The organism is Erythrobacter sp. MTPC3 (genome assembly GCF_042854385.1).
Lineage (GTDB): Bacteria > Pseudomonadota > Alphaproteobacteria > Sphingomonadales > Sphingomonadaceae > Erythrobacter.
This window is the reverse complement of the sequence record NZ_BTGP01000012.1, coordinates 1-13,580: the sequence shown is the minus strand read 5'-3', so window position 1 is coordinate 13,580 and position 13,580 is coordinate 1. Positions and strand designations below refer to the sequence as shown.

9 protein-coding genes are annotated in these 13,580 nt (G+C 56.6%); all 9 read left to right on the top strand.

Translation table 11 applies throughout. The features are described 5' to 3' along the window. The first annotated feature begins 1 nt into the window (after position 1). The 9 genes from ACGHU1_RS14950 (at position 2) to ACGHU1_RS14910 (ending at position 13,218) form a co-directional block, all read left to right on the top strand. Complete coding sequence (locus ACGHU1_RS14950) at positions 2–1,096, top strand: glycosyltransferase family 4 protein (RefSeq protein WP_390588243.1); 1,095 nt, start codon at positions 2–4, stop codon at positions 1,094–1,096. A 153-nt stretch (positions 1,097–1,249) separates the two neighbouring features. Further along, complete coding sequence (locus ACGHU1_RS14945; protein ID WP_390588242.1) at positions 1,250–3,604, top strand: GumC family protein; 2,355 nt, start codon at positions 1,250–1,252, stop codon at positions 3,602–3,604. A gap of 25 nt (positions 3,605–3,629) precedes the next feature. Beyond that, complete coding sequence (locus ACGHU1_RS14940; RefSeq protein WP_390588240.1) at positions 3,630–4,355, top strand: metallophosphoesterase family protein; 726 nt, start codon at positions 3,630–3,632, stop codon at positions 4,353–4,355. After that, a complete protein-coding gene (locus ACGHU1_RS14935; RefSeq protein WP_390588238.1) occupies positions 4,352–5,347 on the top strand; it encodes an ATP-grasp domain-containing protein in 996 nt (331 codons plus the stop codon). Before ACGHU1_RS14940 ends, ACGHU1_RS14935 begins: the two co-directional genes overlap by 4 nt. Then, positions 5,347–6,270: an NAD-dependent epimerase/dehydratase family protein gene (locus tag ACGHU1_RS14930; RefSeq protein WP_390588236.1), complete on the top strand. Its 924-nt coding sequence runs from the start codon at positions 5,347–5,349 to the stop codon at positions 6,268–6,270. The genes ACGHU1_RS14935 and ACGHU1_RS14930 overlap by 1 nt, the downstream gene beginning before the upstream one ends. Continuing rightward, positions 6,270–6,842 carry a sugar transferase gene (locus ACGHU1_RS14925; RefSeq protein ID WP_390588234.1) on the top strand — a complete coding sequence of 191 codons (573 nt, stop codon included), beginning with the start codon at positions 6,270–6,272 and terminating at the stop codon, positions 6,840–6,842. Before ACGHU1_RS14930 ends, ACGHU1_RS14925 begins: the two co-directional genes overlap by 1 nt. Positions 6,843–7,436: 594 nt before the next feature. Beyond that, positions 7,437–8,042 carry an Ig-like domain-containing protein gene (locus ACGHU1_RS14920; protein WP_390588232.1) on the top strand — a complete coding sequence of 202 codons (606 nt, stop codon included), beginning with the start codon at positions 7,437–7,439 and terminating at the stop codon, positions 8,040–8,042. 819 nt (positions 8,043–8,861) lie between these two features. Further along, on the top strand, positions 8,862–12,812 hold the full coding sequence (locus ACGHU1_RS14915; protein ID WP_390588230.1) for an RHS repeat-associated core domain-containing protein: 3,951 nt from the start codon (positions 8,862–8,864) through the stop codon (positions 12,810–12,812). Next, positions 12,766–13,218, top strand: a complete 453-nt coding sequence (locus ACGHU1_RS14910; protein ID WP_390588228.1) for a DUF4265 domain-containing protein — start codon at positions 12,766–12,768, stop codon at positions 13,216–13,218. Before ACGHU1_RS14915 ends, ACGHU1_RS14910 begins: the two co-directional genes overlap by 47 nt. Positions 13,219–13,580: the final 362 nt, after the last annotated feature.

Sequence of the window (13,580 nt, the reverse complement as noted above, 5' to 3'; positions counted from 1 at the left end):
GATGAACATCTGCTCCATCGTCAACAGCCTGACATCGGGGGGCGCGGAAGTCCTGGTCAGCGGGCTTTCGGCGGAATTTGCGCGCTGCGGTGATGCCTCGCTCGTGATCGCGCTGTGCGATGCGGAGACGGTGGGCAATTCAGCCGAGACAGAGCGGCGCATTGCGGGTGAGATAAGGGATGCGGGCGGCGCGTTTGTGTCGCTTGGCATGCCGGCTTCACGCGGCCCTTTGACAGGCGCGCTTGCCTTGCGAAAGGCGCTGCGCGGGTTCAATCCTGATGCGGTCCATGCCCACACAGTGCGCGCGCTGCCGATGATCGCGCTGGGCCGAATTAAGGCACCGGTTGTGCTGACCCACCACAACACAAAGCTCCCCTTTTCGCCCAAGTGGTTTCGGTTATCGGACCGGATTACGGACAGCTATGTCGCAATTGGCGCCGAGGTAGAGGCTATTTTGGGCGAGCATGTGGGCAAACCGATCATTCGTATTCCCAACGCGGCGGGCCGATCATTCAGCACAGGATCGCCGCGTCAGGCACCGACTGGGAAGGCGCGTATCCTGTCCGTTGGCGCGATCAGCGAGCAAAAGAATTACCCGCTGCTCATCGAAACAGCCGCCGCGCTGAAAGCTGGCGATGCGATGGCAGAGATGCCCGAGTTCCGGATAGCGGGCGGCGGCGTGGACCTTGAAAAACTGCGGGCCGAGGTGGCTGCGCGCGGGCTGGAGGGCGATGTACAGTTTCTGGGTGAACGATCCGACGTGCCTGATCTCATGCGCGCCAGCGACCTGTATCTCAATGTCTCTTTATACGAAGGGATGCCGCTGACTTTACTGGAGGCGATGGCTAGCGGACTGCCGATTGTCGCGACCGAAGTGCCCGGAAACCGGGAGCTGGTTGATAACGGGGTTAACGGTCTTAAGGCGCCATTAGGCGATCCGGAAGCCATTGCCCGCACGATCGCCGATGCGCTGTCGGGCAGCGCCGATTATGCAGCCCTTTCGAAAGGCGCAATTGAAAAAAGCGCTGATTTCTCAATCGAAAACACCGCGGAAAAACACCGCGATCTCTACCGCTCGCTCGCTGCAAAACACTGAAGCTGCGCGCCCTATGCACCAAAAGGGGTAGTCGAAAGAGCGACCCCACCGCCCGCAATTGCCTTTTACCCCGGCCCCCTACTTCCTGTATTCCTGCGGATACGTTGCCGCGCATTTTGTCGATTTGAGGGCGGCGATGATTGGAGATATGCGGTGAACGAACTCGCCCTTAACCAGCCTCGGGAAAACCTTCCTGCGCAGCGGCGCGGCTATTTGACTCAGCAGTTTCAGCAGTCACCGCCGATGCAGGCGGAACAATTCGGCGTGGCCGATCTGATCCGTATCTTTGAACGGCACAAGATGCTGATCCTGGCGATCATCGCGGCGGCCACCCTTGCTACGCTGGCATGGCAGTTGCTCTCTCCGAACAAATACCGCGCGACGGCCAACATCCAGGTCGAGCTGATCGATGACACCGGCACCAACCAGGCCGATGTTCTGGCGCGCAATGTTCAGCGACTGGCGAACGAGCGCAAATTGTATCGCTCGCGCAATTCGGCGGCGATTGTGATCGACCAGCTCGATTTGCTGGAAGATCCCGAATTTCATAGCGAAATGGGCGGTGCGCCTAGTGGTTCTGAGCTTGACCAGAGCAATGCCGCGATTTCGGCCCTGCTCGGTATGACGCAGGTTCAATCCGAAGACGGATCTGATTTGATCGAGCTGACCGCGATTGCACGTTCGCCCGAAATGGCAGCGAAAATCGCCAACGCATTTCCTGCCGCTGTCCGCGATCTCAAACGCGAACGCAACGATGCGCGCCGTCAGGAACTGCTTGACGATCTTACAGCCGAGCGCACTGAGCGCATGACGCAGGCGGTAGAAGCCGCAGAGGCGTTGGCCGAGTTTCGCCAGGAAAACGGTATGCTGGTCGGCGCAGGCGGGGTGGAGGATCTCGCGCAGATCAATCGCATCATGGGCGAGGCTGCGTCCGCATCCGCGCTGGGTGCGGGTTCTTCTGCGCAAAGCTCTGCCATCGCCCGTGCATCAACCATGCAATCGACTGCGGGTGCAACATCGGCAGCGGTCCAGCAGTTGCAGCGTCAGGAAGCGCAGCTGGGCGCTGAACTGGCCCGTCTCTCGCAGACTTATGGCGATGGCTATCCCGAGCTGGTGAGGGTCCGCACCGAACTGGACAGCGTCCGCTCCAGTCTGGCGACAGAGCAGGCCGCTGCACGCGCCGCTGCACAGCAACAGGCCGATGCGGAGGCTGCGCGCATCCGCGAGATGGCCCGCGCCGATGCCGCCCGCGATTCCGCGCGCGCTGGCCAATTGCAATCGGTCGTTTCAACGCTCACGTCCAAGGCGTATCAGAACGCGGCCAACACGCCGCTGCTCGAACAATTGCAGCGCGAGGCGGTTTCGTCCGCGCAGGCCGTTGCCGAAGTTGCCGACCAGATCACCCGCGTCCGTTCGGAAAAGCTGGTTGAGGGTGTGACGTCGAACATCATCTCGCCTGCGACGCCGAATAACGAAGCGGTTTCGCCTTCGCCGCTCAAGACGACGCTGATTGCGCTGATCGGGTCGGGCATTCTCGGCATGATGATCGCGTTCACAATCGACATGCTGGACGACCGGCTGCGCACTGTCGCCCAGATCCGCAAATTCTTCGGGCTGCCGGTCTTTGGCATGCTGCCGCAGATGGAAGAGGGCATTTCGCCTAAACTGCGCGAATCCCCGGTGTTCAAAGACCCGCAATCGATGTTCTCCGAAGTGGCGCGATCCATGTATTCTGAAGTTCGCGCGCTGATGCCGGTGAACCAGTCGCACAGCGTGCTGGTCACATCACCGTTGCCGGGTGACGGGAAATCGGTTGTCGCGTTGACGCTGGCCGCGGCCGCTGTTGCGATGGGCAAACGTGCTGTGATCCTCGACCTTGACCTGCGGCGTTCGGGCATCCTCCAGAAAATCCAGGAAGACATCAACGCGCCAGAACTGATGGATGTCGTGCGCGGCGAGATTGATCTTCAGGCGCTTTATGCACCGGAAGACCCCGAATACGCCCAGACCGACACTGGCGTCGAGCTGATCATCAAGCCGGATGACGATGAAATGCTGAGCCGGTTTGCACTGCTCAGCGCGTCTCAGCCGGTGGCCGAACCGGCTGCCGTGCTCAGTTCGTCACGTTTCCATGAGCTTGTCCAAGACCTCAAATCGCGATTCGATCTTGTGGTTGTCAACGCGCCTGCCGTGCTGGCGGTGCGCGATGCCCGGTCGATGTGCGATTACACCGATGATACGGTTCTTGTCGCGCGCTGGGGTCACACCACGGTCGAACAATTCCGCGCCACGCTGGAAATGCTGGGAAGCGGCAATGTCGCCGGGTGCATTTACGACCAGGTAGATTACGCCGAACACGCCCGCCGCCGTTATGGCGACAGCGTCCAGTTCTACCACGAGGCTGCGGACTACTACACCGGCGGCGTGCCTAAAAAACGCACGATGAAAGAGCAGATCGTTAAGCTGTTCCGGCGCGAGAAATTCTACGCCGATGACGGGTTTGGTTGAAGCCGCTGACTGACAGGGACCAGCCATGCGCATTGCTGTGATCAGTGACGTCCACTCCGTCGCCGCGCCGTTTCGCAAGGCGATGGCGGCGGCGCGCGCCGAAGGGTTCGACCAGCTTATCCTGCTCGGCGATCTGTTCACTTACGGAGTTGATCCGGGCGAGTGTCTGGAGCTCGCGTGTGAGGCGATTGACCGTGATGGGGCATTTCTGGTCGGGGGCAATCACGAACAGCTTTATGTCGATCTGCGCGACCGGCGATCAGCCTATATCGATCAATTGCCGGACTGGATTCGCGAATCCGTCGAATGGACCTGGCGCGAGCTGGGTGAGACATGGCCCGAACGGCTCGAATGGATTCCGGAATGGGCGTGGGGCAGCATCCTGTTCGCCCACGCCAATCCGTTCGGCTATGGCGACTGGACCTATCTCTCCAACGAAGAACTGCTTCAGGCAGGCGCTACGAAGCTTCGCGAACGGGGATTTACCGCTGGAATTTTCGGCCACCTTCACCGGCCAAAGACATTTCGCGACGATGCCGGCACCGAGGTGCACGTGGTCAATTCGGTTGGCCAGCCGCGCAGCAAAAACGGCAGCGGCCCGTCCTGGACCATGGTTGAAATCGATGGCGGAAAGCTGTCGGTTGAGGATCGGCCCATAGATTTCGACGCCGAAACCCATTGTTCGGGCATCTACGCCGCCAGCGGCCTTTCGCCAGAGACCAAATCCATGCTTTGCAGGTTCTACCAATGACAACAATCGCTGTTACCGGAGCGGGCGCTGTGCTCGGCCAGGGGATCATCAAATCGCTGAAATCCGCAGGCCGTGATTACCGCGTGCTGGCGTTCGACCCGAACCCGCTGTCGCCCGGTCTTTACTGGGGCGACAGTCATGGCATCCTGCCAATGGCCAACGACCCCCAATACACAGCGGCGGTTGAGGCGATGCTGGAACGGGACAAGCCGGATGCCGTGCTGGTCGGAACGGATGTGGAGCTGGAAATCTTCGCTGAAAACCGCGCCCGATGGGAAGAGCGGTTCGCCACAAAGATCGTCGTTAGCCCCGCCGACATCATCCGCATCGCCGATGACAAGCTGGAAACCGCTCGCTGGCTGGAGGCAAACGGCCTGCCATTTCCGAAATCGGTCGCGGGCGAAGATCGCGATGGCATCGAGGGGCTGATCGCAGATATCGGCTTCCCGCTGGTGGTAAAGCCGCGCATTGGCGCGCGCGCGGTCGGCGTGTCGCTTGCCAAAGACCGCGCAGAGCTGGACGCGGCACTCGAAGGGCGCGATGGGCTGGTGATCCAGCAATGGGCCGGTCCTGACGATGAAGAATATACCGCAGGCGTGCTGTGCTTTGATGGCGAAGTCAGCGCCGCGATTGTCCTGCGCCGTGACCTGCGCGACGGGAACACTTTCCGCGCATATGCTGATGAATACCCCGATTGCGACGCTTATGTTCGCAAGGTTGCCGCCGCACTGCAGCCGTATGGTCCTGCAAATTTGCAGTTCCGCCGCGGACCGGACGGGCAGTTTCGCCTATTTGAAATCAATGCGCGTTTTTCCGGCACCACGCCCATGCGCGCGCTGCTCGGCTTTAATGAAGTGGACATGGTGCTTGGCAAGCTGTTGTTCGATGAACAGGTTACGCAGCCGCCCTTAAACAAAGGCGTGGTCGTCCGCTTTCTCGAAGAGCAATTGCTGCCGCGAGAAGCTGCCGCATCGGCGCAGGCGGCGGCGTAATGCGCATCGCGCTGACCGGCGCGACTGGCACAATCGGCGCCGCTTTTGCCGATGCCGCCAAGGCAGCAGGACACGATCTCACCCTGTTCGCGCGGAACATCCCCGAGGGCAAACGCGGGCTTGGCGACTGGCACACGCTCGACCTAGCGGACGAGGCTGACGGCGATACAACCGCACAGGCGCTGCGCGGGGCAGACGTTGCCGTGCATCTCGCGGCGAGGATAGACACCGCAGCGCCCAGCGATGATGCAGCGCGCGCCTTGTTCGAGGCAAACGTGCTCGGCAGTGGCCGTTTCATCCGCGCCCTTGCCAAAGCAGGCGTGCCGCGCATGGTCATGGCCTCCAGCGCGAATATCTACGATCCGTCGCTCACAGTGGCCGATGAATGCAGCGCCATTCGCCCGGTTAGCCGGACGCTTTATCTCTCGTCGAAAATTGCGCAGGAATCTTACGCTCGCGAGCTTTGCAGCGGGCCCGGAATATCCTGCGCCATCATGCGAATATCCTCGGTCATCGGGACCGGCAGCGATCTGGTTTCGCGGTTCGCCGCCAACGTCGTCAACGGCGAGCGTATTACACTGGCCAACCCCGACTACGGCAGCGATTGCGTCGCTTTGGGTGATGTCGTCTCTGGCCTGTTACTGGCCGCACAGGGCGATTTCGCGGGCGAATACAACCTTTCCTCCGGCGTGCGCCATACCCTTTCGGAAATTGTCGCTATTGCGGCCGAATGCGCTGGCAAAGATGCCGTCGTGGATCGCACAGCAGCCGGCGAACACGCCGACAGGGGCTTTCCGGCTATCGATTGCAGCCGGCTGCGGGCAAAGGGATATTCGCCGCAACCATTGGCGGATGTCATCGGCGCAATTGTGGCCGCGCACGGTAATGCGGCGTCTTCCGGCAAATGCGGGGTGAGCGCCTGATGTCCGTATTCTCTCGGCTCGTCGCCTTGCTCATCCTAGTGGTGGCCGCGCCGTTTCTTATTCTGCTCGCGATTGCAGTGCTGGTGATGCAGGGCCGCCCGGTCCTGTTCCGTCAGATGCGCGCGGGCAAGGATCGGGTTCCATTTGAACTCGTCAAATTCCGGTCCATGCGGGATACGCGCGGACCGGATGGCGAGCTGCTGCCCGATGAGATGCGCACCACCGCCATCGGCAAATTCCTGCGCCGTTCGCGTCTTGATGAATTGCTGGGGCTGTGGAACGTGGCGCGCGGGGACATGAATTTTGTCGGCCCGCGCCCGCTACTGCCGGAAACAATCGCAGAGCTTGGCGCGCTGGGCAATCGCCGCAGCGAGGTGAAGCCGGGCCTGACAGGCTGGTCACAGGTTAGCGGCAACACGCTGCTGACACTGGAGCAAAAGGTGGCTTTGGACATCTGGTACATCGACAACCGCGGACCGGTGCTGGATGCGCAAATCCTTGCCCGAACCGTGCTGGTGATGGTCGGCGGCGAGAAAGTCCGGGTGGAGACGCCGACTGGCGACGCGCCATAAGGCGCTGCGGACCATTGGATTGCAGGTGATATCAGAGCCCAAATCGTAGCGCGAAACACACACGGGCATGTGGGCCTGAAAACATGCCGCTTATGCTCGGTGAAAAATTGGTGCGGTCGAGATGCACAATTCGAGCTACTAAAGTGCTGCAAAATAGCGTTAAAATATGTTTCATCGACTTTGAACCACCTTGTAAGCCACCCTGCATTCGGCCATGAAGAACTTCAATTTTGAAGATTCGTACGACATGTTTCCCCGTGTTAAAAGTCAATCGGCACACTGACCTTTCTTATTAGTCAGGACTTCCAGTCAGTTTATGGAATTAGCGCTCTTATCTATAAGCCCGCGACTCAGGCCACCAATAAGTGCCTCGGGCTTAGAGCTTACAAAGATCTCCGCAGGATAGTACGTTTAAAAAGCCAAGGATCCGCCTCTACTTTGCGACCACGCCCCTTCATATTTTCTGTAGAGCTTGCGACTGAAAGTCGCTGAATAGCGTTTATTGTCTTTAACCGAAGCTAATTCCCAACCAATCCCACTTGACCGCCGGTCACAATTGCAGAAGATATAAAGCAAATCTGGCAAGGGGGCGCCATGTTGCTTCGTACCATCTTACTTACAGGGACTTCGGTCGCCGTTTTTTCAAATGCGGCTAATTTAAATGCCCAATCTAGTACTGAGAGCTACACTTACGATTCATTAGGGCGGCTTATAACCGTCGTGACGTCTGGCGGGCCGAACGACAATCAAACTCAGTCGATCTGTTACGATGAGGCTGATAATCGCACAGAGTATGTGACCAACACGAGTGCTGGGGCAACAGAATGTACGGGCGCAGTCCCGCCGCCGTCATCACCCCCGCCGTCACCACCACCGCCTCCAAGCAACAATCCGCCAAATACGACTTCAGACACTGTGTCTGGCGCATGTCTGGCGACGACCTTTGTGAATTTAACGGCGAACGATAGTGATCCAGAAGGCAATTATCCGCTTACGCTCACAGGCATTGTGAGGAATTCCGGTAATTCGGACGCGTTGATCTATTCGGCGAGCACCGTTCAAGTCGATTTCGACAACACAAGTTGGGGGATGTCTCAGTTTACCTACACCGTAGAAGACTCCCTCGGCGCTTCATCGACGGGGCAGCTGACCGCGACGACTGGCAATTGTGGTGGCGGTGGCGGAGGTGAACCGCGCTGATCCTTGATGTTCTTGGTCATTATATCTGAAATTCGTTGGGGCAATAACCGATGAAATTACTTCGAAGACTTTCGATAGCAACCTGCGGCATAGGCGGTTTAGTGTTGGGTATTTGTTCCGCGCCAGCGGCAGTCGCCCTCGCGCAAAGCTCCAACAGCGCTGCGCAAGGTTCAAACGTGTGTATGCTTCGCGCCTCGTCAACCGCGACACAGAATGCAATCCGTATCATTGCCCCAAATGATGCGGCGGCGGCGCTAGAAGCGAAAGGATTTACTCAGTTTCCGTGTGCAAAAGGTGGGTTCCCAATTCCAACCCAAATCGAGTTTCGGGACTTCATTTGCACAGTTAGTTCGGAATATTCTGAAGGTATGCAGAAGCAGTTTGAGGCGCTCCTCGGAGAAAGGCCAGGTGTCCTTTGCGGTCTGGCTGAAGTCTCGCTCGGCAGATGGTCGAGGTCACGCCGCGGCCGAGAGATTGTGGGAGACGACTGATGGAAACATACTTTATAAAAGGTCCTAATCAGTTCGTCTTGGGCCTCATTCATGCAGCGTTGCTTTTTTTGCACTTGCTTCAGGCTCGATAGTTAGCGCGCAAGAAATTGATCCTCTCGATGTTGAGCAAGATGCAAATGGCGTCAACTACCTAACGGGTGAGATTGAGGCACAGAGGCCCACGCTATCGATTCCTGCCGCACCCGCGCTGACATTTACGAGTTTGCCCGACTTTGTTCCGCTGATTCAAGCGACATTTCCGCCTAACACGACGTCTGCGAGCTATTCAGTGAATGCTGGACCTCTTGGTTCAGATGGTTTTAGATGCTTGAACAATCCTTATGAATGTATCGGAGTAAAAGGGTCTGGCTCGGTTCTGACAGGCGGCGGTTATCAGGGTAATCACCAATATACTCAGGCTGGCACGGGGCGACGTATCAATTTCACCGTTCGTACCGGTGACCAGAACGTCCCAACGGTAGGCCAACCTCTCTATTGGCTTGCAAGCGAGGTCATTACACCTGGCGGTGAAACGTTAACGTTTACGTACGAATCAGCGCAACGTTTTCCCGGATTCAACGTGTTGTCGCATCGACCAACGGTGGTCACCAGTTCATATGGCTATCAGCTTAAATTTGAATACCGAAGCAACGATCCGGCCGGACTTTGGGACTTTTTGGCGCGCGCGGAGATCGTCGAGACAGCCAATCCTGCTGTTCCTCTGGCATCCCTCGATATAGTTGGCGCAACCATAACCGATATCGCTGGACGAAATTATGATTGTAACTGCGTTTATCGGACTTTCGGCGAAAAACTCGGACCGGGCTCAAGTCTTATCTTACCTGGCGAAACCAACCCTTCGTTTCATGCGGCAACAATTGAAAATAATGGCAACAGAGTACTAACTGTTACTAATGATGGCGTTCCTTACACATATGACATCGTGAGTGCATCGATTTCATTTTCGCCAGACGCAGCAGAGCGAGTAACACTTTCAACGCCTGATGGAGTTATTCGCCAAGTTGAAATTACTAACGACTTGCAGTCTTCTTGTAGCACAGTCGGCGGATGCTCCGTAGGCGGCCTTAGACAGCGCATTGATAGGATCACTAACTCTGAGGGCGGGGTCACAGAATATGATTACGATAATGCGCAGCGCGTAATCAAAATTACGTATCCCGAAGATAACTCTGTGAGCGTTCAATATGATGTGAGCGGCAACGTCACGTCAATGACGACCACGCCAAAGCCTGGCAGCGGCCAATCGCCCAGCACTCGGCAGGCTTATTATGACACCTACAATCTTTGTGAAAACGTCGTGTGCTATCTCCCGGAATGGACACGCGATGCGAATGGCAATCAAACAGATTATACGTGGAGCAGTGTACACGGCGGTTTGCTCACGCAACTAGATCCTTCTGATGAAAACGGGAATCGTCGCAAGGTCAAAAACACATACGATGCAACCGGTCGACTAACTCGCGAAGAAATCTGTGCTGCAAACAGTTCCGGCACCGAGCTGACTTGCGACACCGCCAATTCCTTCGTCCGAGAATTCACGTATTTTCAGGCTACGCGGCTGCCCGCGAGCGAGACCGTTACGGATGGCACCGACGGCGGCCGGCTGACAACGAACTATAGATACGATGCAGCGGGCCGTCAGCTGTCTGCCGACGGGCCTCTGCCGGGGGCAGGAGATGCAACATATGCTCGGTACGACGCGCTGGGCCGTAAGATCTGGGAATTCGGACCAATAGGCGAGAACCAACGGCGTAGCGCACAAAAGTTCACCTATCGCGATGCAGACGATCAGGTTGTCGAGGTGCTGACAGGTACGGTGCCTTGGAACACCACTGACAGCTCGCCAGCGTCACCCTCGTTTGCACTTATTACTGACGTTGAAACCGAGTACAATGCGCGCAGGCTTGCGGTGAAGAGCACGGTCAAGTCACCTGATGGCACACCTTATTCAGTGACGCAGATGAGCTATGATGCGCTTAACCGTGAGCATTGCACCGCTGCCCGCATGAACCTATCCAGCCTTCCCAGCGATGCCTGCACGCCAGGCACGACGGGCGGGGACGGAGCGGACCGGATCACGCGCAAGCATTATGACAGCGAAAGCCGCGTTGTCCGGATTGAGCAGGGCGTAGGAACGCCGCTGGTTCGCGACTATGCGACCTATACGTTCACGCCAAATGGCGAAATGGCAAGTATGACCGATGCTCGCGGTTATTTGGCTGAAATGCGATATGACGGGTTTGGCCGGCAAACCCATTGGTATTTTCCCGAACCAGATGCTCTTGATGAGATAAATCTAGGCGATTTTGAACAGTATAGCTACGATGCGAATGGCAACCGTACCTCGCTAAAAAAGCGTGATGGGTCAGTAATAAATTATAGATACGACAATCTCAATCGGGTCATCGAAAAAACGATCCTTCCGCGTGCCGGCCTTGCTTCGATCCATACCCGAAATGTCTTTTACGAATACGATATCCGCGGCCTGCAAACCCATGCGAGGTTTGACAGCGACAATGGTGTCGGCACGAGCTCGAGCTATGATCGCTACGGGCGCGTTACCTCTACGACGGACAATACAGGTGTCAGCGCCGGCCGCACGCTTAGTTACACCTATGACGCGATTGGCAGCCGAACTTCAATAACTCACGGGTGGGACAACAAAACATTCTACTACGATCAATATTCTGATGGCCGCCTGAACCGTTTGCGCGGACCCAGCGGAGAGCAGTTGATCGATTATCGCTACAACAGCGATAGTCAGCTGTTCCTAATGCAAAAATATACGAGCTCTGTGCCGAACCAAGAGTGGACCTATGACCCGATTGGCCGGATGGCCTCTACAGAGATTGACGGACCCAATAACAATTATGATGTGACGTGGTCTTTCACTCGCAATGCAGCCTCTCAGATCAAGAGCGAAACGCAGAGCAAGGACATATACAGCTGGGACGGATTTGTCCCCCTCACGCGCACTTATGCGGCCAACGGGCTCAACCAGTACACCGCTGTTAGCGGGGTCGATTATGCCTATGATGACAACGGCAACCTGACCGACGATGGTGCAAATACATATCTTTATGACGTGGAAAACCGCCTTGTTGAGATGCGCTTTAAATCAGAACCTGTCGGATGTCCTCGAGGCACAGGCACGAATGTTCTCGCCGCACGGCTGTACTATGACCCGCTTGGCCGCCTCTATCGCACTCAAAATTACGCGTGCGGTGTTCTGAACGATGAGCGGGCCTATCTTCACGACGGAGATGCCCTGGTCGGTGAATTCAATGCTAGCGGCACGACCTTGGCTCGTCATATCCATGGTTCGGATATGGGTGCTGACGATCCGGTGGTGACCTATGACGGCCAATACGCAGGTATCGGGTACGCGCGGTTCCTCCACAACGATGCTCGCGGATCGATTGTCTACAGCGCGAATTTCCAAGACGGCAACCGCGTCATTAACACCTATGACGAATACGGCCAACCAAGCGCGTCCAATAGCGGACGGTTCCAATACACAGGCCAGGTATGGTTGCCCGAGCTCGGCATGTACTACTACAAGGCCCGCATCTACTCGCCCAAGCTCGGGCGGTTCATGCAAACTGATCCGATTGGCTATGAGGATAACGTCAACCTTTATGGGTATGTCGCAAACGATCCGATAAACAGCGTGGATCCGACGGGGGAAAGTCTGCTGCGAGCAGGTCGCTCCCTCTTCAATGTTGGCAGGAGAGTAGTACGTGGCCAAAGAGTCGATCGCGCGGTAGTTGATGAAGTAGTCGATATTGCTGAGGACGTTGGCACAATAATTAGTGATCCCATAAGCGTCGATGCGTTGGCTGCCGGGGTCGACTTGGTCGCTGGGACAAACTTTAATAATCGAAAGGCTCGGGCCGCACGGACGTCCGATCGCCTCCCCGGCCCAGATTGGAAACGCGGTTCTACAGGTGGCCCTGGATCGGGAAAACGTTTCGCGCCGGAATCACCCGAAACACGTCAGGCAAATGAGGGTGTTCCCTGTCGCTATTGTGGACAGCCCACGACGAATTCGCCTGGTCGAGGTAACTCGAGGGAGCGAGATCACATTGATGCAAGAAGTCGCGGAGGCAATAATACCCCTGAGAACGAAGGTCAGTCTTGCAGGGATTGTAATCGTTCAAAGGGCGCAAGAAATCCGGACGAGTGGCAACCGAGGGACAGGCAATCAAGAAATGAGCTATCAAACTTCCGAAACCGAAATCGTATCTTTTACACTTGACGATGGCAGCTACGAAAATCTGCATGCTAAGCGATTAGGGGCAAGTTCCTTTCTTCTAGATAACTCCCCATTCTATATTTATGATGTTAGCTACCAGGACGAAGTTGTAGCTCATTCAAAAGATGGGCGCCTCGTTTTTGAATCAGTTTTAAGAAGGGGCGGCCATTCGACATACCGCATAAAATTGCCTCCCAGAAAGACCCACGAGGATTTCTTGAGAGGATTCGATAAGCTCGATCATCTCGGATGCACCTTCGAAGGTTCAGTTGCCGGAAGTCGAAGGTTATATTCGATTGATTTACCTCCCTCGACTGATGTTGCTGCGGTGTACGAAATCATGGAAGACGGCGAGGCACGTGGGGAGTGGGAGTTTGAAGAGGCTCATTTTTTTAGGGGGCATCGCTGACGTCTCTTGAATCTTGCTCCGTTCTCCGGCGGCCCATCCCATTCGGACAACCACCCCACATCTCAGCGACCCGACCGGTCATGGATCGAGGTCAGCGAGCCAGTCCCTATTTCTCGCACACCGAACACGGCATGCCGTATAAATATGGGAAAAAGTGCAGTAGAATCGGCGCGCTTGTTCAATGCGGCGCTTGGCAGATTGGTAGCTACGGATACCTATCTGGTCCCTGCAAAGGACCAGCATTCCGGGACTTTGGGCGGCAGTTCTGAGATGTCCCATCGCCATATGGTCCCCATGTCCAGAAAAGCCGGACGCAGGGCCTTTCTCGACGGCAATTATGCGCGGCGCAAACTGCCGCTCAA

Coding starts and splice junctions, on each gene's coding strand:
- ACGHU1_RS14925 (WP_390588234.1), top strand. CDS start 6,270: ATGTCCGTATTCTCTCGGCTCGTCGCCTTGCTCATCCTAGTGGTGGCC.
- ACGHU1_RS14920 (WP_390588232.1), top strand. CDS start 7,437: ATGTTGCTTCGTACCATCTTACTTACAGGGACTTCGGTCGCCGTTTTT.
- ACGHU1_RS14950 (WP_390588243.1), top strand. CDS start 2: ATGAACATCTGCTCCATCGTCAACAGCCTGACATCGGGGGGCGCGGAA.
- ACGHU1_RS14910 (WP_390588228.1), top strand. CDS start 12,766: ATGAGCTATCAAACTTCCGAAACCGAAATCGTATCTTTTACACTTGAC.
- ACGHU1_RS14930 (WP_390588236.1), top strand. CDS start 5,347: ATGCGCATCGCGCTGACCGGCGCGACTGGCACAATCGGCGCCGCTTTT.
- ACGHU1_RS14935 (WP_390588238.1), top strand. CDS start 4,352: ATGACAACAATCGCTGTTACCGGAGCGGGCGCTGTGCTCGGCCAGGGG.
- ACGHU1_RS14940 (WP_390588240.1), top strand. CDS start 3,630: ATGCGCATTGCTGTGATCAGTGACGTCCACTCCGTCGCCGCGCCGTTT.